This is a genomic window from Sporosarcina sp. JAI121 (genome assembly GCF_013408665.1).
Classification (GTDB): domain Bacteria; phylum Bacillota; class Bacilli; order Bacillales_A; family Planococcaceae; genus Sporosarcina.
The window spans coordinates 89,950-113,372 of record NZ_JACCCL010000002.1 but is presented as its reverse complement, the minus strand read 5'-3'; the positions used below and the strand labels follow the sequence as shown (position 1 = coordinate 113,372).

At 43.4% G+C, this 23,423-nt stretch carries 24 protein-coding genes and 1 riboswitch; of the genes, 1 reads left to right on the top strand and 23 read right to left on the bottom strand.

What is annotated here, in order from left to right:
- Positions 1-222: 222 nt before the first annotated feature.
- A complete protein-coding gene (locus tag HDC33_RS12060) occupies positions 223-591 on the top strand; it encodes a VOC family protein (protein WP_179392833.1) in 369 nt (122 codons plus the stop codon).
- Between the two features lie 117 nt (positions 592-708).
- On the opposite strand, the gene HDC33_RS12055 is transcribed toward HDC33_RS12060, so the two are convergent.
- From HDC33_RS12055 to HDC33_RS11945, 23 genes are all read right to left on the bottom strand, one after another.
- Entirely contained in the window at positions 709-1,659 is a 951-nt protein-coding gene (locus HDC33_RS12055; RefSeq protein WP_179392832.1) for a hypothetical protein, read from the bottom strand.
- Positions 1,660-1,868: 209 nt separating this feature from the next.
- The gene (locus HDC33_RS12050; RefSeq protein ID WP_179392831.1) at positions 1,869-2,981 is read right to left on the bottom strand and encodes a 5-methyltetrahydropteroyltriglutamate--homocysteine S-methyltransferase; all 1,113 of its coding nucleotides are present in this window, start codon (positions 2,979-2,981) and stop codon (positions 1,869-1,871) included.
- 115 nt (positions 2,982-3,096) lie between these two features.
- Positions 3,097-3,210, bottom strand: a riboswitch (SAM riboswitch).
- A 113-nt stretch (positions 3,211-3,323) separates the two neighbouring features.
- Entirely contained in the window at positions 3,324-4,016 is a 693-nt protein-coding gene (locus HDC33_RS12045) for a FadR/GntR family transcriptional regulator (RefSeq protein WP_179392830.1), read from the bottom strand.
- A 35-nt stretch (positions 4,017-4,051) separates the two neighbouring features.
- Positions 4,052-4,999 (bottom strand): ornithine cyclodeaminase family protein, encoded by a 948-nt coding sequence (locus HDC33_RS12040; protein ID WP_179392829.1) that lies wholly within the window; start codon positions 4,997-4,999, stop codon positions 4,052-4,054.
- Between the two features lie 274 nt (positions 5,000-5,273).
- Positions 5,274-6,575 (bottom strand): TRAP transporter large permease, encoded by a 1,302-nt coding sequence (locus tag HDC33_RS12035; RefSeq protein ID WP_370457475.1) that lies wholly within the window; start codon positions 6,573-6,575, stop codon positions 5,274-5,276.
- A gap of 2 nt (positions 6,576-6,577) precedes the next feature.
- Positions 6,578-7,072 (bottom strand): TRAP transporter small permease, encoded by a 495-nt coding sequence (locus tag HDC33_RS12030; protein ID WP_179392827.1) that lies wholly within the window; start codon positions 7,070-7,072, stop codon positions 6,578-6,580.
- Positions 7,073-7,091: 19 nt separating this feature from the next.
- On the bottom strand, positions 7,092-8,102 hold the full coding sequence (locus tag HDC33_RS12025) for a TRAP transporter substrate-binding protein (RefSeq protein WP_179392826.1): 1,011 nt from the start codon (positions 8,100-8,102) through the stop codon (positions 7,092-7,094).
- Positions 8,103-8,315: 213 nt separating this feature from the next.
- Entirely contained in the window at positions 8,316-9,314 is a 999-nt protein-coding gene (locus tag HDC33_RS12020) for an aminopeptidase (RefSeq protein ID WP_179392825.1), read from the bottom strand.
- Positions 9,315-9,364: 50 nt separating this feature from the next.
- Positions 9,365-9,820, bottom strand: a complete 456-nt coding sequence (locus tag HDC33_RS12015) for a RidA family protein (protein ID WP_179392824.1) — start codon at positions 9,818-9,820, stop codon at positions 9,365-9,367.
- Positions 9,821-10,135: 315 nt separating this feature from the next.
- Positions 10,136-11,602 carry an alpha-ketoglutaric semialdehyde dehydrogenase GucD gene (gucD, locus tag HDC33_RS12010; protein ID WP_179392823.1) on the bottom strand — a complete coding sequence of 489 codons (1,467 nt, stop codon included), beginning with the start codon at positions 11,600-11,602 and terminating at the stop codon, positions 10,136-10,138.
- Between the two features lie 12 nt (positions 11,603-11,614).
- Positions 11,615-12,538 (bottom strand): 5-dehydro-4-deoxyglucarate dehydratase, encoded by a 924-nt coding sequence (gene kdgD, locus HDC33_RS12005; RefSeq protein ID WP_370457474.1) that lies wholly within the window; start codon positions 12,536-12,538, stop codon positions 11,615-11,617.
- 621 nt (positions 12,539-13,159) lie between these two features.
- Positions 13,160-13,636, bottom strand: a complete 477-nt coding sequence (locus HDC33_RS12000; protein ID WP_179392821.1) for an acyl-CoA thioesterase — start codon at positions 13,634-13,636, stop codon at positions 13,160-13,162.
- 192 nt (positions 13,637-13,828) lie between these two features.
- Entirely contained in the window at positions 13,829-14,560 is a 732-nt protein-coding gene (locus tag HDC33_RS11995) for an urease accessory protein UreD (protein ID WP_255457401.1), read from the bottom strand.
- A 67-nt stretch (positions 14,561-14,627) separates the two neighbouring features.
- Entirely contained in the window at positions 14,628-15,257 is a 630-nt protein-coding gene (ureG, locus tag HDC33_RS11990; RefSeq protein WP_179392819.1) for an urease accessory protein UreG, read from the bottom strand.
- A gap of 22 nt (positions 15,258-15,279) precedes the next feature.
- A complete protein-coding gene (locus HDC33_RS11985) occupies positions 15,280-16,020 on the bottom strand; it encodes an urease accessory protein UreF (protein ID WP_255457400.1) in 741 nt (246 codons plus the stop codon).
- Positions 15,962-16,408, bottom strand: coding sequence for an urease accessory protein UreE (locus HDC33_RS11980; RefSeq protein WP_179392818.1), 447 nt, complete (start codon positions 16,406-16,408; stop codon positions 15,962-15,964). The genes HDC33_RS11985 and HDC33_RS11980 overlap by 59 nt, the downstream gene beginning before the upstream one ends.
- A 93-nt stretch (positions 16,409-16,501) precedes the next feature.
- Complete coding sequence (gene ureC / locus HDC33_RS11975) at positions 16,502-18,217, bottom strand: urease subunit alpha (RefSeq protein ID WP_179392817.1); 1,716 nt, start codon at positions 18,215-18,217, stop codon at positions 16,502-16,504.
- Positions 18,214-18,582, bottom strand: coding sequence for an urease subunit beta (locus HDC33_RS11970; protein ID WP_179392816.1), 369 nt, complete (start codon positions 18,580-18,582; stop codon positions 18,214-18,216). Before HDC33_RS11970 ends, ureC begins: the two co-directional genes overlap by 4 nt.
- A gap of 16 nt (positions 18,583-18,598) precedes the next feature.
- Positions 18,599-18,901, bottom strand: a complete 303-nt coding sequence (ureA, locus tag HDC33_RS11965) for an urease subunit gamma (RefSeq protein WP_179392815.1) — start codon at positions 18,899-18,901, stop codon at positions 18,599-18,601.
- A 414-nt stretch (positions 18,902-19,315) separates the two neighbouring features.
- Complete coding sequence (locus HDC33_RS11960; protein ID WP_179392814.1) at positions 19,316-20,329, bottom strand: ABC transporter ATP-binding protein; 1,014 nt, start codon at positions 20,327-20,329, stop codon at positions 19,316-19,318.
- Positions 20,326-21,270, bottom strand: a complete 945-nt coding sequence (locus HDC33_RS11955) for a C40 family peptidase (RefSeq protein WP_179392813.1) — start codon at positions 21,268-21,270, stop codon at positions 20,326-20,328. The genes HDC33_RS11960 and HDC33_RS11955 overlap by 4 nt, the downstream gene beginning before the upstream one ends.
- Positions 21,270-22,376 (bottom strand): dipeptide epimerase, encoded by a 1,107-nt coding sequence (locus tag HDC33_RS11950; protein ID WP_179392812.1) that lies wholly within the window; start codon positions 22,374-22,376, stop codon positions 21,270-21,272. Before HDC33_RS11950 ends, HDC33_RS11955 begins: the two co-directional genes overlap by 1 nt.
- Positions 22,377-22,389: 13 nt before the next feature.
- Positions 22,390-23,313, bottom strand: coding sequence for a S66 peptidase family protein (locus HDC33_RS11945; RefSeq protein WP_179392811.1), 924 nt, complete (start codon positions 23,311-23,313; stop codon positions 22,390-22,392).
- Positions 23,314-23,423: the final 110 nt, after the last annotated feature.

Sequence of the window (23,423 nt, the reverse complement as noted above, 5' to 3'; positions counted from 1 at the left end):
TGTATTAGTTACATAGTATACTATAGGCAAGAGTGGTGTAAAGGAATTTGTTGGAATACTATTTTCGTTCATCGGATAGGAGTATGTAGTTGATTGGGAAAACTAATTGCGTTCAGTAGAGATGATTTGTTTTCCTTATGCCATGGGGTCGGAAAAGGGTATTGGTACCGTGTTAGAAAGAAGCCTATACTGAAGATACAACGTCCAGAGGAGAGATGAACAATGAATAATTTTTTAACAGGCATTGATCATATCCAAATTGCAGCACCGCCCAGTTCAGAGGATGCAGCGCGGAATTTTTACGGGGAGCTTCTTGGCATGCGGGAAATTCCGAAACCAGAAAACTTAAAGGCGCGCGGCGGTTGCTGGTTCCAGTGCGGCTCGCAAGAAGTGCATATCGGTATTCAGCAAGATTTTATCCCAGCCAAAAAAGCGCATCCCGGTTTTACAGTGAATGCGCTTGAGCAATTGAAATTGAGGTTGGAAGAAGCCCAATATATGATTAGTGAAGAGCCTCCAATCGAAGGCCGTTCCCGCTTTTTAACGCACGATCCTTTTGGTAATCGGATTGAGTTTTTGGCATTTGAATGAAACGTACGGGAGTTGTCCAAAGTACACTCAACGTGTAGTGGGATGCATATTCTGCATCCTGCTACTATAAGTATAAGATAGTTTTTCAGGTAGCCCTTACAACCGCCAGGCAATCCATCAAGCTTCGATAATCTCCTTCTCCTGCATATCCAATCGTTCCAATTCATGGATCATTTCATCCCGCTTTCTTGCAAGCCTGTTCTGTACTTTACGCACTTCTTGAAGCACGTCATTCAGCTTACTTTTCGCGTCGGTAATGCGTGAATGGATCGTCCAGTCGGAAAAGATATTATCAAAAAATATATCGGTGAAGGTGAATATATCATTTTTGTTCACTGTGAAGGATTCCGTCGCAGCGTTCTGAACGTCCATTAGTTCCGTTTCGAAATGGCGAAGGGCACGTTGCGCACGGTGAACAAGGTCATCGGAGCTGTTAATTTCCGAGTATTTCAGTGCGGAGACAATCAAACCGCCGCCAAGAAACGTGTCCCATAACGACATTCCTTCCGCAGACCCGAGTTTATCAAGTGCAGCTTCAAGTGCACGACTTGCCTTTTGACCGGCGTCACGTGCTTCATCAATTTCACGCAACATTGATCGCAGTCTGACCCGGTCATCCGTAATTTTCTGTAGTGTACTGTTTGCAACCGAATCATTGAGGCGAATCCACGTCTCTTTTTCTTTCAAAAAATCTGTCCAGTCCTCATCGATATATGTGAAATTCGGGTTTTTCATATCTTGACGCAGTCGGGCGGCTTCCGCTTCCAAGTCTGTCACCATTTTTTCCGTATCATTAAAGTGGAGCTCCGCCTCCGTTGCTTCCGCAATCTCCTTTTCCATTTTTTCATCCCACTTGCCAGTCCACTCGCTGATTTTATTCATAAACGAGAACTTCCCGAGCTTCACGACATCCTGTTGCTCTTTTGTCAATTTTTTGTGGAGTTCGTCACGCAGTGCAATTGCCTCTTTTACTTGCAACTCTGCTCCGTCAAGCCGCCGTTTCACCCGATTGCGCTCGTTTCGCCTCACCGTCAGTTCCATTTGGCGTTTGTGTATATCTTGTTTCATAGATTCCACCCCTTTCTTTGTTATACGAAAATAAGGGGATGAAGTTTCAATTTCACACTAACTATTATCCACATGTGCATAATCACCAAACAGATTATACGGAATAACAACTTATCCACGTTTCCAATGGACTATGATTGAAATATCTTTTCCCGTGAAATAAAAATAAACCGGAACAAAGCGTATGAGCCCTGTTCCGGTTTATTAGTTTATCCCCAAATTTCCTTCGCTACATCCACAATGAATTTCAACTTGTCCCATTGTTGTTCTTCCGTCAACTCATTGCCGTGATGTGTGGAAGCGAAGCCGCATTGCGGGCTCAGGCATAATTGCTCCAACGGTACATATTTTGTCGCTTCTTGTATGCGCGCTTTGATTGCTTCTTTCGCTTCAACTTCTCCATTTTTCGATGTCACAACGCCAAGGATGACTTTTGCACCGCCATTCGGGATATGTTCCAACGGTTTAAAATCTCCAGAACGGTTATCGTCATATTCCAGGAAGAATCCGTCTACCTTTTCCTTTGCAAATAAAGTCGGTGCAATATGTGCATAGCTGCCTTCAAATGACCAAGCAGATCTGTAGTTACCACGGCATAAATGTGTTGTCACAATCAAGTCTTCCGGCTTATCTTCCAATACACCATTGACGACACGCAATGCTAGATCGATCAATTCCTGTCTTGAAAATTCATCGTCACTATGCGGAAGTTTAGCCGATGAAAGCCCAGCGATATAGACATCGTCAAACTGCAAATAACGTACGCCGGCATCGTAAAACGCTTTTACTGCATCCCGGTACGCTTGAATTACATCTTTTGCGTATTCTTCAATATCCGGGTAAATTTCTTTGTTACGGATTTCACTCGGGAACAGCTGATTCGGACTCGGAATCGTCTGCTTTGCCACCGCTCGTCCCCCAACAATGTCATTCAACTCGATAAAATCACGAATGAATGGATGATCTGGATTGAAAGAAATCTTCCCCGTATTACGGACATTGTATCGCTCCGTCTGCACACCTTGAAACGGGCGGCCTTCCTTCGACACATAGCCCTCGATGCCATTCAAATGCTCCAAAAAGTCGAAGTGCCACCACGTGCGTCTGAATTCGCCGTCCGTCACGAGGTCCAACCCAACATCAAGTTGCTTCTCAACAATCCGTTTAATTTCTTGCGTTTCAATTTTGCGTAACTGTTCTGCAGTAATACTGCCTTCTTTAAAATCTGTTCGTGCATTATGTAAATTTTCCGGTCGTAGTAAGCTTCCAACGTGATCCGCTCTAAATGGTGCTTTCGTTAAAGTCGTCGATTGGTTCGTCATAGTAAATTCCCTCTTTCTGTTTTTAGTGACTTTGATATCCAGAGGAAGGAAGAAACAAATAAAAAAACCCTTCCTAAATTTCAAGAAGAGGTTTTGGCGTATTCGCTATTTGCTCTTCTTATCTCCAAGCAATAAGCATTACACTTACGCTTCTGGAATTAGCACAGTACTTGAACAGTCTGTTGCTGAGGTATCTAAGGGCCAGTCCCTCCACCTCTCTGGATAAGAAAGTTACGTATTTAGTTTGTAGATAATACATTACATGCCTTTAAATAGAATGTCAACTTTGAAAATATAAAATATTCCATCTAGACCACTTTCAACTTAGACAACTCTATCCAGTCATTGTTTTTCCTTATAGTCAGCGAGTATTTTCTTTCTTACGTAGCTTAAATGCGTGTACATCTGTTTGAACGATTCGAAAGGATCCCTGCTTTTCAAGGCTTCATAGATCGCTAAGTGATGTTCTATTGTAATATCGGGCTCCCGGTAAGTGATTAAGCTATCCGTTTTTTCATGTGTAATGAGAAGGGAATCAATCATTCCTTCGACAACTGGATTATTAGCACTTTGCGCAATCAATCTATGAAATTCTTTATCTAAGCGACCATAATCACTATGTGCATTTTCTTGAATACTAACAATTGTCTCTTTTATTTTTTCGAGTTCGGCATCAGATATCTTTTCAGCGGCAATCGTGACAAGTCCCAATTCTAACGCCATTCGCGCTTCTATGATGGCAGGAACATTATTAATGGATAGAGCGAGCATTACTTTAAATGGATTACTACCAACCTTATCGTTTACAAATGTCCCCCCACGTGGTCTTCGAGTAATAATTTCTAAGGTTTCTAAGGAGCTAAGTGCTTCTCGCAACACGGGTCGGCTCACATCGAATTGTTCCATCAAATTCATCTCCGCCGGCAACTTATCTCCGGGGTTCAGTTGCCCACTCATTAAAAGCTGAACAATTTGTTCCAACACCTGTTGCGAGAGGGTGCTTCTTCGGACAGTGTCCATTTTATATTCTTTCATTTCACCTCTCCTTTTCCTATGTTTCCAAGTTCGATTTACACTGTAATCCCACTTTGATATCTCTCATAAATCAACTTCGCTGTGAGGATATCAAAAATGGATATACCTACCGATTTGAAAACAGTTATTTTTTGCTTCATTTCTTCATTTTCACCTCGTTGGACCAAGGTTTTCAGTTCAGGAATCGTCTCCTCACTGTGACCGAACTTTCTTGCGTTTATCATTTCACCACATTCGGAAAATGCTGCGTGTGTATCAGCAAATATATGATCTGCCTCTTTGATGATTGAGTCGGGAATCTCTTGCATAAATGATTTGAATGCACCCGAACCTGCGAAGTGCTTCCCGGTTAATTCAATTTGCCCGTCGTAAGGAACAACCGGACTTTTCGATGTTGTCGTGGTAATAATAATTTGTGCTTCTTTCACAATGATTTCAGGGTCTGAAATTTCAAATCGAATAGTTGGAAATTCCCCCTTCGCTTTCTCCATGAAATTATCGAGTCTTTCCTTACTGCGATTATACACTAAAACCCTCATTACGGACCTTACAGCACAAGCTGCCTGCAAATGACTCCATCCTTGATCGCCAGTGCCTATAACGCCAATCGTTTCCGTATCATTGGCTGCCAAGTATTTCATGCCCAATCCACTTACTGCACCTGTACGCATAGCTGTAATCGTTCGGGCATCCATAATAGCAAGTGGTTTCATCGTCTTCCTATCATTCAACAGAAAGATACCCCTCAACGTAGCTTCACCAATTGTAGCATTGCCTGGAGCAATACCAATCAACTTCGCACCATAGTAGTCTTCATAAAATGAAGGCATTAAAAGAGCCGAATTATCATCATCATTGATGAATAACCGTTCTGGAACGAGCGATTTTTTCTCTCCATCGTTCAAATAATAATCTTCTATTGTATCGATGATATCCTTCATCGAGATAAGACTTCTAATTTCTTGATCGTTAATAAAATGCATGTTCATCCCCCTCAAACCAGAATAGAGACCAACGTTTTCCGTTGGTCTATCCTACATTTTTTCATATAGTAGAACTCCAGCGATTTAAAACCATCTTGCCAACCAAGGTCTTTTATTATTGAATTTCCATTACGAAATTATATATTGCATACCCAATCTAGGTACGGATTAAATATTTGCGCACTGCATCCATAACGAAGAATTTTTTCGAACACTATTTAAAGTTGAAATAAATTTAATTCGTGAAGGATATACCATTAGTTTATGTATTAAATTAACGGTATCCAGCTAATGATGGCAAGAATGTTGAAAACCATGGAACATATGTCACCAATAATAGAACAACAAAAATTGATACATAAAACCTTAAAAGCTGGGGCATAACGTGTTCCAGTTTTCTTCCAGATACTTTAACGCCCGCAAAAAGTATATTACCTACTGGCGGTGTAATCGTTCCAATGCAAAGATTAAACGTCAGCATAATCCCAAAATGCAAAGGTGTCATCCCTAACGCTAGACAAACAGGAAGTAATATTGGAGTGAAAATCAATATTGCGGGTGTAAGATCCATAAATGTACCTACGAATAGCAACAAAATATTAATAGCCAACAAAATAATAATTGGATTGTCTGAAATCCCCAATATGACGTCGGCCATCATATTTGGTATTCCCGTAAACGACATGACCCACGCCATAATATTAGAAGCACCGATCAAAAACATAATAATCGCTGACAACTTCGCACTATCAATCAAAATTGTATATAATTCTTTTAGTGTTATCGTTTTATAGAGTAAAATGGATAACAGTAAGCTATAAACGACTGCGATTGCAGATCCTTCCGTAGCAGTGAATATCCCGCCAACAATACCCCCTATTACAATAATGATTAATAATAAGCTTGGAATTGCGTCGAGCGTAACTTTAACAAATTCGTTTATCGATATTGACTGCTTACCAACATATCCTCTTTTTTTCGCATAAAAGAATGCAACTACCATACAACTGATTCCCCATAGAACACCTGGAATTATCCCTCCAAGGAATAATGCTGCTACCGAAGTACCTCCACTTGCCAAAGCATATGTGATCAAAGCTGTACTCGGTGGGATTAATAATCCAGTAGGCGCTGTTGCGATGTTAATGGCAGCTGTAAAGTTCTCATCATAGCCTTCTTTTTTTTGAATAGGAGACATGATAGAACCCATTGCAGATACCGCTGCCGTCCCAGAACCAGAAATGGACCCAAAAAGCATGTTAGCGACTACATTGGTGTGAGCCAATGATCCCGGAATTCTGCCAGTCATAGCTGTTGCTAAGTTGATCAAACGGACCGCTATACCGCCTTTATTCATAATATTTCCCGCTAGTATAAAAAATGGAATCGCCATTAATGTAAATATATTAATACCCTGGAACATTTTCAAAGCGGATGACGGTATTGCCGCCGAAAATCCTAATGCTTGAGTGATTGCTAATATTGATGCGACGATTAATGTAATACCAATTGGAATACCCAGTAGTAAAAGAGCGACAATCGTAAAAAGGATTAGGAGACCTGCAGAGACCGCAATACTCATTGCATCTCCCCCTTGCTGCTTCCGTTATACCCCTGTATCAGTTGGAAGATATTAATGAAATTGTAGATTACTATTAAAACACCGCTGAGAGGGAGAATGATATAAATCCAATGCATTTGAATATCCAAAGTAGGAGAAATCTGCATGGCACCAACTCCCATGAACTCTTTTCCTCCGACTAAAAAGACGATAACCGCTATTGCCGCCACAAGTAGTTCTGAAGAAATTGATAACACTAACTGCTTAATCCCTTTTAATTTATCAGAAAACAGAGATAATCTCATGTGATCTTTTTGACCAAATACAAGTGCTGTACCAAGCAGTGATACCCAGACAAATGAATAACTCAACAAATCTTCAGATATCGTACTTGGACTTTTGAAAACATACCGGGTGATCACCTGATAAGTCGCAAGTACTGTCATAAAAGCCAATAAAGTAGCGCACACACCAGCTAGGATCTTATCCATCATAATTTTCAATTTATCCATTATCTGTAACTCCTTTCATTTAGTTCTGGATGCGTTGGACCGTCTCATACAGGGATCGCAATTCAGGATTTGAGTTTAGTAATGCTTCTTTTATCGGTTTTTGTATTTCTTCGAACGGTTGCTTGTCCACCGCAATAAACTCTACTCCCATCTGCTCTGCCTCATCTATAGCCTCTGCAATCTGATTATCCCATTCTCCATTTGCAACTTCCGTACTGAGTTTAAAGCCATTTTGAAATATTTCTCTTTCCTCAGCTGTAAGTGAAGCTAGAAAGTCTGTATTGGCAACAAACACGTCTGTAAAAATCTGATGTTCCGTACGGGAGTAGTAGGGAGCAACTTCCCCGTGCTTCATTTTGACAAGTGCCATTTCGGGGTTAGCCCCAGCATCAATAACACCATTCTGCAACGCAGTGTATACTTCACCATATGCCATGACAACTGCTGCCGCACCGAATCCTTGCGCCAACTTTACATTTGCCTCACTAGACTGTACGCGAATCTTTAATCCCTTCAGGTCTTCCGGTGTTTCAATTCTCTTGGAAGAATAAAAGTTATTCACGCCATTGGAAAACCAAGTTACGCCCTGGATTCCCTTAGCTGCAGTCGAGTTATAAATTTTATTTACAAACTCTTCTTCTCCCATAACTTTACGGAAACTTGCTTCATCATTAAATAAATAAGGTAAACTAAAAATCTTGTATTCATCTGCAAATGCCTCCAGATTGCTTCCACTGGTCACTACCATATCCAGGGAACCCATCTGCAGAAGTTCCAACGCCTCAGAATTTCCGCCTATTACGCCATTCTTATAAATTCTTATTTCTAACCGATCCCCAAGTTCTTCTTCAACATACTCTTGTAATGCGTTTAGACCCAAAGTAATTGGATGATCCTCAGGCTGTACCGTCGCTATGCTAATGATACGTTTTCTACCCGTTTCTTCACTAGCCGAAGCAGAACATCCAATTAAAACAATCGTTAAGGTGAGACAAATAATAACTGTTGTTAGTTTTTTTATTTTCTTCATTCCATCACCTTTTATAACGAACTAATAATCATTCATTACACCTTTCATTATATTTAGATGCTTTCACAGAATGCATTTCTGGGTATCTCACGAATGTAAGCGTTTACTTTAAGGGGAATATTACGTAGCCCCTTGGTATACCAGGTTGTCCTTTCAACCACTTAAGTGAGGACAATATTTAGAATACCAAGAGGACTTTTTAGATATAGGGTTTTATACGAGCAATACGCCGTCTTTCATAATCGTACGGTCATCGATCACACATGTAACTGTCTTGATAACCATATCTAGGTGAAGAGGTGAATTGACATTTCCCCCAAAATTTAAATTCTTTCCTATACCAATATGGATATTGCCGAACGATCCTTCATCCGGTGCCATATGCCCGCAAAGAAAATTCTCCTTATTTAATCCTAGACCTAGTTCTGCAATATTATAAACCGTCGGATCGTTGAAGTCAGCAAGCATTTTACGCAAAATATCAGCCTCTCGACCACCCTTTATTTCGGTAATGAAACCATCTTTCACTGTACATGAAATGGGTTCATCAATTAGATTTAATAATGGGTGAGGGATACTCCCGTCAAATACTAAAACACCATTTGCGGTCCCTTCCACTGGCCCTAAAGCAACTTCCGCATTAGGTGGAAATGAAGCGGCTCCAGGCACAATTGCCGTTCCATGATCCAAAACAGGTTCACGTCCTTCTACGCTGCAAACCATATGAGTTCCACCAGGAGCAGTGAGTGTGAATGTTTTTCCTTTATAAAAAGGTGCAACGCGATTCACTACCTGTGTAACATCATCAAAATCTGCCGTTAAACCCCCTCTTTCGAACATATGGAGGGCATAATCTTGAAGTCCAATCCAACGTAAACGATTATTTTTACTTGCATCTAAACGCGCCTTTGAATGATACATGGAATAGGTTGTAGCACCGAATGCGACATCGCAATTATTTAATGCTGCTCTAACAGCTTCCGTCGGTTCAGCACCATGCCCTTCTCTTGTTGACATGATAATCATAGTCGTGTCAAAAAGTTCCTTTGCATATTTGTAAACAAATTCCCCGATATCTCTTTTATTATCATCCGTAATGACGAGTACCTTTTCCCCCTTTTTTAAATGGGTAATACTTGTAAATAACTGTTTAATTCCCAATGGCATTTCGGTTAGAACTTCATTTGGTTCTTTTGTTAGTACATCTTTCATATAATAATTCCCCTTTTCTTTTTAATATTAAATCCATTCCCTTAATCAGACTATTCTACTTCGACGACAATCTCAACTTCTACAGGTGTTCCTCCCGGAAGGCAACTTGCCCCCAGTGAAACTCTGCTGTGTTTTCCCGCATCGCCAAACACTTCGATTGCCAAGGCTGAGACTTCATCCATAACTTCCGGCTGCTCTATGAAATTCGGTGTACATGCCACATAACCTTTTATGTTGACAATCTTCTTAATATTAGCAAGACTTCCCGTCATATTTCGAACAGTAGCTAAACAATTAACGAACGCGATTTTGGCTGCGTCCTGCGCCTGTTCCATAGAGACTGTATCGCCTACAATTCCTTTATATTTCAATACCCCATCAACTTTCGCTGCGTTACCTGATACAAAGATCAAATTACCTGTTTTAACTCCAGCTTCAAATATCCGCTTATTTACTGTAACAGGAATTTTATATCCCGCACTTTCCAACTTTTCATCGTAACTCATAATCATTTCTCCCACCCTCAATAAAGTTGACTATACTCACCAATGTTCTAATAATATCGAGTTATAAACACATAGCTTCCTGAGAGAAACAAGTGCGCTTACTTGAAATTTATAACATTGGGATGCCTATTTTAACAATCAAATTGGATGATTCGGTAAATTGTACGTATGACCTTGATAATACATCTTCACGCCACTATTGTTTGCTACCCCTTTAATATCTCTACGAATTGACTTCATACCATCCTTTAACTTGTGTATTCATAAGGTATATGTCGGATCAGTTCCAAATAATAGAAGCCTGCTAAATTCATCTTATTTAATAAATACCGTTTTAATAGAAGTATAAAATTCTTTTGCCGCTTGCCCTTGCTCACGGGAATGGGAGCTGGATTGCTTCATACCACCAAATGGAGCTTGTAGTTCAACCCCTGCACTTTCTGCATTGATACGCACGAGACCCGCATCCATTTCATTGATGAACGACAGCATATTGCCAATATTTGTCGTGAAGATGGAAGCACTAAGCCCATATTCCGAGTCATTTGCCAATTCAAGCGCGTCATCAATCGACTCCACTTTCATAAGCGCAAGTACCGGTCCGAAAATTTCCTCCTGTGCAAGCGCCATATCAGAAGACACGTTTTCAAATACCGTTGGTTCTACAAAGTAGCCATTCAATCCTTCATTTTTCACTTCATTTCCGCCAAGGAGCAGTCTAGCCCCTTCTGCTTTTCCTTTTGCAATTGCGGATAGAACCGTTTCCAACTGGCCTTGACTTGCACTAGGCCCCATCCACGTTCCTGCATCCATGCCGTCCCCGACAGTGATTTCAGCCACTTTTTCAAGCAGTTTCCCTTTAAACGCTTCATAGACGTCTTGTTGAACGATGACTCGGCTCGTCGCTGTACATTTTTGCCCAGATGATTTTAATCCACCACTGATTGTCGCTTCAACAGCCAGGTCCAGATCTGCGTCGTTCGCAACGATGACAGGGTTTTTCCCACCCATTTCAAGTTGATACTTAATGCCTCTTGTTACAGCAATTTGTGCCAATTGTTTTCCAACCATATTTGATCCAGTAAACGTAATAGCATCGATTTCTTTATGGTTTGCCATTTCAGGTCCAATTAGCGAACCGGAGCCCGTAACTAAGTTCACAACGCCGGTAGGAATTCCTGCATCATGTAAGCACTCCACTACTTTTGCACTAGTAATAGCTGTCTCACTCGCAGGTTTCAGCACAACCGTATTTCCATAAATAAGAGCAGGGGCCATTTTCCAAATTGGAATCGCAACTGGGAAGTTCCATGGTGTGATTACGCCGACAACCCCTAGTGGTACTCTAGTTGTAAACATTAACGCTTCATTATCTGTCGATGGGATGACATCTCCAACCGATCGCATCCCTTCACCAGCAAAATAGCGTAAAATCGCAACTCCACGTGCAGTTTCGCCTTTTGCCTCCGGAAATGTCTTACCCATTTCTTGTGTCATTGCCGTTGCAATATCATCGATTCGTTCCTCCATGATAGAAGCGACTTTCAGTAAATAGTCGCCGCGTACACTTCCAGCTAGCTTGCGCCATGCCTTTTGCGCTTTTTTTGCAGAAACGGCAGCTTCGTCTAAATCTTTAAGTGATGAAAGTTGAAAAGAACCAACGACCTCATCCTTCCGTGCAGGGTTTTTACTAACCCCTGTCTTCCCTGTTTCAGAGGCTACCCACTCACCGTTAATATAATTCAAGTATGTCTTCGTTTTCGCTTCAGTTGTTGTTGTCATAATTTCCTCCTATTAAACTGCTGCCACTTTAGCAGGATACTTTTCCAATGCTTTTTCAATAATCACTTTTAGCTCCCTATAATGTGTTTCTTCAACAGGTGCAATCGGCGCCCGAACATTCGTTGTTACAGGAAGACCGACGATTTGCATGCCCGCTTTGATAAGGGATACGGCATAGCCTTTCTTCTGTTTACGGATACGATGAATCGGGAAAATCACATTTTCATATAAATCATGGACAACTTCCTTATCCCCTTTCAGAAGTGCTTCGTAATACTTTGCCGAGATATGAGGAATATAGTTTGATATCGCTGATGAGTAGGATGTGAAACCTAAGTTTACATATGCCGCCATCGTCACTTCCGCTAATGGCATTCCGTTTATCCACTCCAAACGATCCCCAATCAGATGTGTAAACTCAACGTTCAATTCCATATTTCCGACGCCGTCTTTAAACCCGACTAGCTGTGGTAATTCACAAAGTTTCTGAAGTGTTTCAGCTTCTAAAATACAATTATCGCGTTGGTAAACAATCGAATTCAAATCCGTGCTTTGAATAATCTCACTTAGATAGTTGTAAATGCCATCCTGTGAAGGGTCAATTAAATACGGTGGTAAAATCAAGTACCCTTCTGCACCAAGCTCCTCGGAAATTTTCGCCTGCTCCAGAGCATGTGCGATGTTCCCACCGACACCTGTATAAAGAGGAACTTTTCCTTTTGTCTTTTCAACCGCAACCTTCACCATGGATTTGTATTCTTCATTACTAATCGCATGTAGTTCTCCTGCTCCACATGCTACAAAAACAGAGGATAACCCCTCTTCAACTAAAAACTCAATATTCTTTCCTAGTGCTTCTAAATCCAAGTTACCTTCATTGTCCATCGGAGCAACAGGAAATCCTAAAATCCCGATCGGTGCCTGCCTTTTGTTTATCGTCAATATAAACTCCACCCTTCAATAATCATTAATTAATTCCTATATGTATAATTGTAAGACAATAATAATAGTCTGTCAAATGATATTTCACCATATTCAGAAATTAATAACCCTGTCACGAAAGAAGAAATTCCTGATTGCTGTTAACATAAAGGGCAGAAATACCATAAAGTACCGTATATTTCCGTTATTTCCACGACCGACGACTTCCTCTTATTATCGTTTCGTGGGCTTAAAATAATTTTCATTCATCCATTATCATAAGCCCGCTTTCTAATCATATTGAATATCTCTGTTTCGTTGGTCAAAATAACATATTGAATAAAGTAGTCGGTGTTTTTCAATTGTGATCGACAACTCTTACCATAATAAAAAAAGACAAACTGTTTCAGTAAAACCCAAAAGGGCATTCCGCAATGGAGTGCCCTTTTGGGTTGTAATACAATCAAACTATATCTAATACTCTTTACTTTGGTATATCTTCTATAATCAAGGGAAATTTGACCTTCACTCGTCTTCGTTAGCATTCAGCAACTTGGATGGCTAGCATTTATAGTTAGACACTGTTAATTGAAGTAGAATTTCATCTAACGCATACACTTTCTTCATGGTAGGGTATCAGTGTCTCATCTCACTCCGCACTTTCCGATGTTCCCGACGCGCGGGGCCTGTTTCATACAGACTCTTTTCCGCTTCTGTTTCTGGGAATATTCCTGGAACCGCGGCGGGTTTATTGCTTTCATCCATGGCGACCATTGTCAGGAATGATTCAGTCGTCAGTTTCGTGACACCCGTCAGCAGGTTCATTGAATGGACGGAAACGAACACTTCCATCGAGGTTCTGCCTGTTGAACTGACGATTGCTTCAAGTTCCAACACATCACCGACGCGCGCAGATGACACGAAGTCGACTGAATCGATTGAAGCGGTGACGACTGCCATCTTGGCATGTTTCATTGCCGTGATGGCAGCAATTTCATCGATATACGCGAGGACTTGTCCTCCAAAAATTGTCTGCAGATGATTTGTATCCGGCGGCAGCACCAGTTTCGTTTGAATTGTACGTGATTGACTCATTGGTTTATTTTCTTGCATATAATAATCTCCTTTTCAATGTGAAGCTATATAATAAGTATACCCATTTCAATGAGCGATGAGCGGTATTTTCGGGTTTCTTAGTGAAAAATCCTAAGTTGGCAATGTTTACATGATAGTAAACAACGTTTTGACTAAACTAAACAACCCTCACAACTGCAAAAAAAGGGACACCCCTATCGGAGTGTCCCCTTAAACCATTTCCGCCAAAAGCGCATAAACCCGTTTCATCTCTTCTTGCATTGTCCACTGATCGACCGCAAGCCATCTGCAATGAATCGCGTTTCCTTCAAGCCGTGTCATACCGGCTTTCAATCCCTCTTCCACCCGCAATGTTTCCTGCAGGGAACGGACGTCCACTTCCGCTGCATTCGGGGATACGAGCCAGATTGATCCGATATACATCGCCCCTTCGAGGACGCCGATTTCGTCGGGCGCCGCTTCTTTCGGTGAAAAATGCAGTGAATCAAAAGCGATTAGTTCATCTTCTACAAATATCTTGAAGTTCGACCGGAACGATACATAATCGAATATTTCACCGCGTTTTTCTCGTCCTGGAGCGATAATTTCGCCCCATAACACGGTTGCATCGCGGGCTATTCGAAGCGTTGTATCGACTTGGAACTTCGCATCTGCGAAGGGAATTATCACCTCGGGCATCCACTCCAGCCGCGCCCGTTCCCCGAGGTCGACATTGATCGTAAACAAACATGTGTCCCCAGTATGTGATGGATAGATTTTTAAAGCTGACTGCTGAACTAATCTCACACTGCTATCCGGGGCAAGCTTCACTGTAATATCATTTCGATCCCCGGCTACCATTCCACCGGAAGACTCCATTATGTAGACGGTCGCTGTCGGGTCTTTGCCTTCGTACAGTTCCCGGCTCGCCTTCAATGGAGGTTGCTGGTAAACGTGCGGCATCCGTGTGTAACCTCTTCTTGGTTCGAATTCCAAGTCGAGTTTTCCGTGGTGGATGGCGCGGGACGGCTTAAGCATTTGAACCAGCGGATCCCGCACCTTCCAATAGCATATTATGTTTGATCCAAGCGACTACTTTGTCGACGTTTTTCCGTGTTCGCACATCCGTAAAGATATACGGTCGTCCGTTACGCATCTTTTTCGCGTCGCTATCCATTAAATCCAGGTCAACGCCAACGTAAGGGGCAAGATCTGTTTTATTTATTAATAAAAGATCGGAACGTGTCAACGCAGGTCCGCCTTTTCTTGGAATATCCTGGCCTTCCGCAACGTCGATAACATAAATATAACCGTCGACAAGCTCCGGGCTGAATGTAGCGGATAGATTGTCACCACCGCTTTCCACGAAAATGATATCGAGGTCATCAAAGCGATTTTTCAGTTCGTCGATTGCAGCGAAGTTCATAGAAGCATCTTCGCGGATTGCCGTATGCGGGCAACCTCCCGTTTCCACGCCTAAAATGCGGTCCTCTTCAAGCACACCGTTATTTATCAAAAACTGGGCATCTTCACGTGTGTAAATATCGTTCGTAATGACCGCCACATTATATTCATCATGCATCGCGCGAGTAAGTTGGTCGACGAGAGAAGTCTTGCCCGATCCAACCGGTCCACCGATGCCTATACGTACTGGTTTCATTAATAAAACTCCTTTCAATTAATCAAGAAATAAACAATCTCGAGTACAAATACTCATGCTTCATAGAAGCTAGTTCTATACCTAGCGCGTTATTGCTAATGTCATCTTCCGTCAACGTGGACACAAGTTCAGCAGCTTCGGTCACCTGTTCAATCAATTCGTACATCGCTTGAACACCGGTAGTTTGTCCGAACGGTACTGCACGGACCGCATTTTGAACAAGTCCATTGAGCGATGCGAACAAATACGTCATGACCGCATGATGCGCACTGACCCCTGTCGTTGCACTGTAAATACCGTAAAGGATGGCGTAATGCCCTTTAATCTCTTTCGAATCAATACGATTCTTCCATTCAACGAGGAAGTTATCCGTTCCTAGAGGAGACACCGTTTTTATGAATTGTCTGCCTAGATTCACACTTGCCTCACGTGATTCCTTCGCAAGTTTCATCGCCCCGCACAATTGCTCCAAATAGAGAAGTCTCTCAATATCCCGTTCCCTAGCCGCAGCATATGCTTCCTGAATCAAAATCGCATCCCCGCGAACTAGGTTATGAAAAAGAAACGACGTACAGTAAGCGGTCAAATCCTCTTTCGTCCGAATCACATCTTCCTGGATGTACGTCTCCATTCCATACGACTGCGTATAGGATCCAATCGGAAATGCGGAGTCGTGAATCTGGAATAATCGTAAAAGGGCAAGATCAGTGGGAGTGTCCACGGTATTTGAATGGTTGTTTGAATCTTCTTTCAGTTGTTTCATATGCAACACCCACTTCGTCCAACAATTTATTCAATGTATGATCTGCACGAACGATTACTTCGTTTTCCTCAATTAACGCCGGCGTGTGACGGTTGCCAAGTTCGAACGCTGTTTTACCCATTTCCGTCATATTTTTCGGACTAACCACAATTACCGGTTCCATTTTCGTCCGGACTGCAATGCGACGTGTGTCGTCTTCAAATAGGAGATCACCATATTGCAGTGCTTCTTCCTGATTGAGTTTTAATGCGACATCTGTTCCTTGATCAGTTTCCGTACGAAGGATCCGCTTGCTCAGTTCTTCCCAGTCAAGCTCAATCCACTCTGTCTTTTTCCCGGTAATTTCTTCTTCATTACCGACGTTACCGATTACTTTTTCAATAAGCATAGAATGACATTCTCCTTTAAAGACCCGCGTTATAAGGGTCTTCGATTCTTTTATCTTCTAGGCGCCAGAGCCCTTTGAGTCACTTCAGTAAAATTAAAATAGGAAATAACGTTGTGCCATTGGAAGAACGCTCACCGGTTCGCATGTAGCAAGGACGCCATCGATTTTCACTTCGTACGTTTCAGGATTTACGTCAATGTCAGGTGTTTCACTGTTATGCTTCATGTCCGCTTTACTGATATTACGGCAGTTTTTCACCGTACCGATCATTTTCTTTAGGCCTAGCTTTTCAGGTAGTCCTTCCTCCACTGCAATTTTCGGTAGGAACGTCATCGCAGCGTGCTGAGGCGCTTGACCGTGGAAACCGTACATTCGGCGACCCATCATTGGTTGTGGCGTTGGAATCGATGCATTCGGGTCACCAGTCATTGCGTAAACGGCAATCCCGCCTTTAATGACGACTTCCGCTTTCACTCCGAAAAACGCCGGATCCCAAAGAATGATATCCGCCAGTTTTCCTTCTTCGAGTGAACCGATTTCATGGCTGATTCCATGGGCAATCGCCGGATTTATATTCAATTTTGAAATGTAGCGCTTGACACGGTAGTTATCATTGTCATTTCCTTCGTCTTGTGGAAGTGGCCCGCGCTGCTTCTTCATTTTATCCGCTGTTTGGAATGTACGGATTGTCACTTCACCAACTCGCCCCATCGCCTGTGAGTCGGATGACATAATACTAAGAATACCCTGGTCCTGCATGATATCCTCGGCTGCAATCGTCTCCGGTCGAATACGTGAATCAGCAAATGCCACGTCTTCCGGCACATCATGTTTCAAATGGTGACAAACCATCAGCATATCCAAATGCTCGTCGATCGTATTGGTTGTAAATGGTTTTGTCGGATTCGTTGATGCCGGTAAAATATTCGGGTACGATGCCATTTTCAACTGATCCGGTGCGTGGCCGCCGCCTGCTCCTTCCGTATGGAAAATATGGATGACACGCCCGTCGATTGCTTTAATCGTATCTTCTACGAAGCCCGCTTCATTTAGCGTATCGGAGTGGAGTGCCACTTGGATATCGTATTCATCCGCGGCCGTCAGACTCTGATCGAGTGAAGCTGGAGTTGCGCCCCAATCTTCATGAATCTTCATGCCGATTGCGCCCGCACGAATTTGTTCAATAATCGGTTCGGGAATGGATGCACTACCTTTTCCAAGAAGTCCAACGTTGACCGGTAAATTTTCAACCGCTTGCAGCATTCTGTGAAGATGCCACTTACCCGGCGTAACACTTGTTGCTTTCGATCCGGCTGCCGGTCCTGTTCCACCGCCAATGAACGTTGTCGTACCAGCGTTAAGTGCTGTCTCAACTTGTTGCGGGCTAATGAAGTGAATGTGTGTATCAATGGCACCCGCTGTAGCGATGAGCCCTTCGCCTGCATACACTTCCGTCCCGACGCCAATAATCATATCTTGGTCTACGCCATCCATCGAATTCGGATTTCCGGCCTTTCCGATACCAATAATGCGACCATCTTTTATTCCTATATCCGCTTTTACGATACCTGTATGATCTATGATTATTGCATTCGTAATTACCGTGTCCAAAACACCTTCGTCACTCGTGTTTTTACCGTTTTGCCCCATTGAAACGCGAAGCGATTTCCCGCCACCGAAAACACCTTCGTCACCGTATGTCGTATAATCTTTTTCAATTTCAATCCAAAGATCCGTGTCTGCCAGACGCACTTTGTCGCCTACCGTCGGACCGAACATTTTAGCGTATTGTTCATGTGTAACCTTCATTTGTCTTCAGCTCCTTTAAAGCCGCCCTCGATTGCCTTATCCAAAATTTCAACTTTATTATGCGTTGAACCTTCTGTCAGTTTGTTCAACCCGAACACATGACGTTTTCCGCCGAATTCCGTCAACTCGACTTCTTTCTCTTCGCCTGGCTCAAAACGGACTGCCGTGCCGGATGGAATGTTCAAATGCATTCCAACCGATTCCTCACGATTGAATGTAAGATATTTATTAACTTCAACAAAGTGAAAATGTGACCCGACTTGAATCGGCCGATCACCTGTGTTAGCGACACGGACCGTTTTCACGGGACGTCCGACGTTAATTTCGATCAAACCTTCTGCCGGCCTAATTTCTCCTGGAATCATTTGCAGTATCCTCCTTCTATTGAATTGGATTATGGACTGTCACAAGTTTTGTGCCGTCCGGGAATGTACATTCAACCTGTACGTCACTAATCATATCTCCGACGCCTTCCATTACATCATCGACCGTAAGTACATGCTTACTATCACTCATCAATTGTGCAACCGTTTTCCCATCACGCGCGCCTTCCATGATGTAATGGCTTAGCAGCGCCATCGATTCCGGATAATTTAGCTTGACCCCTCGTTCCTTACGTTTAATCGCAAGTTCTCCTGCAACGTGCAACAGCAATTTTTCCTGTTCAACCGGTGATAATTTCAATACAAAGCACCTCTTTTTCTTCAATTAATAAAAGTAAAATCATTAATAAAAAAAACAAACGTTAAATGATTCAGAAAATTCACTATTCTACTGTTTTTTTCTCAAATTAATCCGCATGTGCATACAGTTTCGGACGAGTGTCCAGGCGATTGGAACCCGTCTAAATCGGGTTTGTGTAGGATTTGTCGAGGAAAGTCGATGACTGTTCTATTATAGCGGATTATGGAGTGCCCTTCAACTTAATGACATTTATAAGACATAGCGAAATTGGATTGTTTTTTTTGCTACTTAACTGGAATCTTTACTTAAATATTACATAAGAGGTATATTTGTATTTCCGCCCTAATTACTTATACGTATTCTCCTCTAGAGTACCCAAAAAGAACTTTTATCAAACAATAAAGCCATCCCGGTTTATCGGGACAGCTCAGGCACAGCAACTGCGTCTCTACGCGTCATCACTTGTTTGTCATGCAAATGACATGAGACGAAGTGACCCGGCTCCTGCTCGAGCCATTTCGGTTTTAGTTCGGCGCAGACTTCCATTGCGGACGGACAGCGTGTCCGGAATACACAACCGGACGGCGGATTGATCGGGCTTGGCAGTTCGCCTTGCAGTAAAATGCGCTCGCGTGATTCTTCGATGTCCGGATCCGGAATCGGTATGGCTGATAACAGCGCTTCCGTGTACGGATGGAGAGGTTTATCGTACAGCTGCCCACTTGTTGTCAATTCAACCATATGTCCGAGGTACATGACGCCAATGCGGTCGGAAATGTATTTAACCATTGACAAGTCATGTGCAATGAACAGATACGTCAACCCTTTCTCACGTTGTAGCCGCTGCAGGAGCTTCACGACTTGTGCCTGCACGGAAACGTCCAATGCTGAAATCGGTTCATCCGCGATGATGAATTCCGGGTCAAGTGCCAGCGAACGGGCGATGCCGATCCGCTGGCGTTGTCCGCCGGAAAACTCATGCGGGTAGCGGTTCGCATGATCCCTGCTCAACCCGACATCCTCCAGCAATTCATTGACACGGTTGCGCATTTCCTCCTTTGTTTTGTACAAACCGTGCACTTGCATCGGTTCTGCAATAATTTCAAAGATAGTGGATCGCGGGTTCAGCGATGCATACGGGTCCTGAAAAATCATTTGCATCCTCTTCAAGAAGCGCTGCCTCTCTTTGCTCGTCATGTCATGGACACTTTGACCGTCGAACAGCACTTCCCCGTCCGTTTTATTGTACAATCCAAGAATGGTACGCCCTGCCGTCGATTTTCCGCAACCCGACTCCCCGACAAGACCGAACGTTTCCCCCCTGTAAATATCAAAGCTGATTCCGTCAACCGCTTTCAACTTCTCTGCGCTGCCGACTTCAAAATACCTTTTCAACTCTATCACGGACAACAAAACCTTGTCTTTCATGCTTGTAGCCCCCCTTCATGTATGCTGTAACGTCGGACAGCGCAAAGTTCACGTCCCAATTTTGTGCCTGCAAGTTTCATGACTTCAATCGACTTCCCCGTGGAATGGGAATGAAGAAGCAATCCGTTTCCAAAATAAAATCCGACGTGACGGATATTCGCTTTCCCTTCATTGTTAGCAAAGAAAAGAAGGTCCCCTTTTTTCCAAAGTGACTGATTATCTATCGGAATCTCTTCGCCACCGCGCGCCTGGTCACCGGCATCACGCGGGATAGAGTGTCCGCACGCTTTCAGCATACTGTATGTAAAACCTGAACAATCATAACCGTACGGGGACATACCTCCCCATAAGTAAGGCAGATCGAGGAAGGCTAGCCCTATATCAGCCGCCGCAGATGCCGATTGTTTTTTGAATTGATGGACCGACGGCGCTTGTTCCGCGTCCGCTTTCAACAACAACGCTTCTCCATCCGGAGCACATACGCGTAAATAATCACCGGATTCACCGATAGAGGGCAATATTGAATTGAATGGAATGATGATCGAGGGAGAGCCGTCCGTATGCCAGAGCTGTGCTTTTCCCTTTGTCACTCTGGTGAACCCTTCCGCGTGAATTGGCTCCGCTTCCTTGAGTTGCGCGAGAGGGACCCAACCTGGATAACCGCGTTTGTCTTTATTCGATGGTTGCCAGACAGCGATGATTTTCGCCCATTCGCCTTGTACATCCTCAATGATGACGGGTTCACCAAACAGCAGCTGAGTTTGAATCCGATTCCCATTACACAAATCCAGGCGCGGTTCATAAGGTAATTTTTCTAGCCACTCCGTTAACCGGACCGGATTCGCCGTTCCTGGCCCGTCAATGTCCCGGGCAGACTCGGGGGATGTCCATACCGTCGCCACTGAGACCGCACAATACCAGGTGTTCACAGTCGCTTTCATCAACTATCCGCTCCTTTTCCTAGGCGTTCCATCTGTTTATAATCGAGGCCAAGTCCGGGGGTTTCTGGTAGACGAATCGTCCTTCCTTCATAGACGATTCCACCTGGGACGATATCTTCCGCCAGCATAAGAGGTGCATCGAAATCGAAGCGGGTGACGTTCGTTTGGCTCGCGGCAAAATGCGCTGCTGCCGTAATGCCAAGTTTCGTCTCGATCATGCTGCCTACCATGCATTCCACGCCGTATGTTTCCGCAAGCGCATTGATTTTTAATGCTTCATGGATACCGCCTGACTTCATCAGTTTGATATTGATCAAATCTGCTGCACGCAATTGCAGAACTCGAAGCGCATCATTCGCCGAAAATATGCTTTCATCTGCCATGATTGGTGTTAATGTATTGTCCGTTACATATTTCAACCCATCTATATCGCCGGCAAGCACCGGTTGCTCGATCAACTCGATAGCAAGACCTGCATCTTCCATCAAACGAATTGCCCGGACCGCCGCTTTCGCACTCCATCCCTGATTGGCGTCGAGTCGGATTTGAGGCGCGTCCCCAATCCGTTCGCGTATCGTCTTGATACGGACAATGTCTTCATTTATATCGCCAATGCCGACTTTCACTTTCAATACGTCAAACCCTTCAGCAATATAGCGTTCCGCATCAGCTGCCATCTCTTCAGGACCATTGACGCTGACCGTAAAGTCCGTTTCGAGATTGTTTCGATAGCCCCCAAGTAATTGATAAAGCGGTTGACCCGTTTGTTGGGCGAATAAATCATGGATGGCCATGTCGATTGCCGCCTTCGCACTTGTATTGCGGACAATCGAACGTTTCAATGCATTGAATACTGTTTCACGGCGCCTGATATCAAGCCCGATCAACTGCGGAGCAATCACTTCTTCGATGGCGTACGTTATGCTGCCGACCGAATCACCTGTAATCACATGCGTTGGCGGTGCCTCCCCCCAACCGACCCGACCGTCGCCGCAAATCACTTTCACATAGACGGCGTATGCAGTATGGACGGTCCGAAGTGCCGTCTTGAACGGTTTCGTTAGCGGTACTGAAACAGGAATCGTTTCAATTGAATGAATCAGCATAGTTCATCCCCCTTTATTCCACGCCAGGCAATATCGTCAGCGTCCTGCTATCCGCATCAAGCTTTGCACCGACGCCGAGCGGTATAGCAAAGTGTGGCTCGCAATGGCCGATTTTGAAGCCTCTTACAACCGGAACCCCTAGATTAGCTGTGTAATCCGCGAATATTTCATCGAGCGTCAGTGTTTCCTTTCGTTTTTTAGGTTCCGCGTCTGAAAAATCACCGATGACAATTCCAATTGCATCATTAAGCTTACCAGCCATGCGCAGTTGATTGAGAAGACCATCGACCTTGTAAGGTTCTTCACCGACATCTTCTATTAATAGAAGCTTCCCCTTCGTGTCCACTTCGAACTTTGTGCCTATTCCATTTGCGAGCAGTGAAAGATTTCCGCCAACAAGCTCACCTTGCGCAATACCACCCGTAATTGTTTCTAGGGGGGCAATCGCTTCCGTGTAATGAAGTTCCATCGGCTCGAATAACTGCTGGAACATTTTTGCGGACAATTCATGGAACTTGTCTTTCCCGACACATGAAGCGAGCATCGGACCGTGGAACGTGACAAGGTTTGAGTACAAACCCATTGCTGTATGCAGGAATGTGATATCGCTAAATCCCCAAAATATTTTCGGATTCTCTTTCATAAGCTGCAGATCGATTTTATCGGTATAACGGGCTGATCCATATCCTCCGCCCGCACAGATAATTCCTTTAATCTCCGAATCTGCGAACATATCGTGTAAGTCTTGAAGTCGTTCATCATCGGTTCCTGCAAGATAACCATGAACGTTTTTAACATGTTTTCCGAACTTCCAGTTCAATCCAAGCTGTTCCAGAAACGCCAATGATCTTTCCAAACTTTCCTGATTAGGCGGACTCGAAGGTGCAACAATACCAATCGTATCCCCTTTTCGAAGACGCTGCGGCCGTATTCTCATAACAAAAACTTCCTTTCTTTTTGCCGGTTTTGCTGGGTGACAGTCACCAAGTCAAATCAGACACAATTCACAATATTCAAACAAATAAACACTTCGCATAAAATCAAAAT

What these genes read in the sequence shown, in the direction of transcription:
- HDC33_RS12060 (WP_179392833.1), top strand. Translation starts at nt 223, where the DNA reads ATGAATAATTTTTTAACAGGCATTGATCATATCCAAATTGCAGCACCG.
- HDC33_RS12055 (WP_179392832.1), bottom strand. Translation starts at nt 1,659, where the DNA reads ATGAAACAAGATATACACAAACGCCAAATGGAACTGACGGTGAGGCGA.
- HDC33_RS12050 (WP_179392831.1), bottom strand. Translation starts at nt 2,981, where the DNA reads ATGACGAACCAATCGACGACTTTAACGAAAGCACCATTTAGAGCGGAT.
- HDC33_RS12045 (WP_179392830.1), bottom strand. Translation starts at nt 4,016, where the DNA reads ATGAAAGAATATAAAATGGACACTGTCCGAAGAAGCACCCTCTCGCAA.
- HDC33_RS12040 (WP_179392829.1), bottom strand. Translation starts at nt 4,999, where the DNA reads ATGCATTTTATTAACGATCAAGAAATTAGAAGTCTTATCTCGATGAAG.
- HDC33_RS12030 (WP_179392827.1), bottom strand. Translation starts at nt 7,072, where the DNA reads ATGGATAAATTGAAAATTATGATGGATAAGATCCTAGCTGGTGTGTGC.
- HDC33_RS12025 (WP_179392826.1), bottom strand. Translation starts at nt 8,102, where the DNA reads ATGAAGAAAATAAAAAAACTAACAACAGTTATTATTTGTCTCACCTTA.
- HDC33_RS12020 (WP_179392825.1), bottom strand. Translation starts at nt 9,314, where the DNA reads ATGAAAGATGTACTAACAAAAGAACCAAATGAAGTTCTAACCGAAATG.
- HDC33_RS12015 (WP_179392824.1), bottom strand. Translation starts at nt 9,820, where the DNA reads ATGAGTTACGATGAAAAGTTGGAAAGTGCGGGATATAAAATTCCTGTT.
- gucD (WP_179392823.1), bottom strand. Translation starts at nt 11,602, where the DNA reads ATGACAACAACAACTGAAGCGAAAACGAAGACATACTTGAATTATATT.
- HDC33_RS12000 (WP_179392821.1), bottom strand. Translation starts at nt 13,636, where the DNA reads ATGCAAGAAAATAAACCAATGAGTCAATCACGTACAATTCAAACGAAA.
- HDC33_RS11995 (WP_255457401.1), bottom strand. Translation starts at nt 14,560, where the DNA reads ATGCCGCACGTTTACCAGCAACCTCCATTGAAGGCGAGCCGGGAACTG.
- ureG (WP_179392819.1), bottom strand. Translation starts at nt 15,257, where the DNA reads ATGAAACCAGTACGTATAGGCATCGGTGGACCGGTTGGATCGGGCAAG.
- HDC33_RS11985 (WP_255457400.1), bottom strand. Translation starts at nt 16,020, where the DNA reads ATGAAACAACTGAAAGAAGATTCAAACAACCATTCAAATACCGTGGAC.
- HDC33_RS11980 (WP_179392818.1), bottom strand. Translation starts at nt 16,408, where the DNA reads ATGCTTATTGAAAAAGTAATCGGTAACGTCGGTAATGAAGAAGAAATT.
- ureC (WP_179392817.1), bottom strand. Translation starts at nt 18,217, where the DNA reads ATGAAGGTTACACATGAACAATACGCTAAAATGTTCGGTCCGACGGTA.
- HDC33_RS11970 (WP_179392816.1), bottom strand. Translation starts at nt 18,582, where the DNA reads ATGATTCCAGGAGAAATTAGGCCGGCAGAAGGTTTGATCGAAATTAAC.
- HDC33_RS11960 (WP_179392814.1), bottom strand. Translation starts at nt 20,329, where the DNA reads ATGAAAGACAAGGTTTTGTTGTCCGTGATAGAGTTGAAAAGGTATTTT.
- HDC33_RS11955 (WP_179392813.1), bottom strand. Translation starts at nt 21,270, where the DNA reads ATGAAAGCGACTGTGAACACCTGGTATTGTGCGGTCTCAGTGGCGACG.
- HDC33_RS11950 (WP_179392812.1), bottom strand. Translation starts at nt 22,376, where the DNA reads ATGCTGATTCATTCAATTGAAACGATTCCTGTTTCAGTACCGCTAACG.
- HDC33_RS11945 (WP_179392811.1), bottom strand. Translation starts at nt 23,313, where the DNA reads ATGAGAATACGGCCGCAGCGTCTTCGAAAAGGGGATACGATTGGTATT.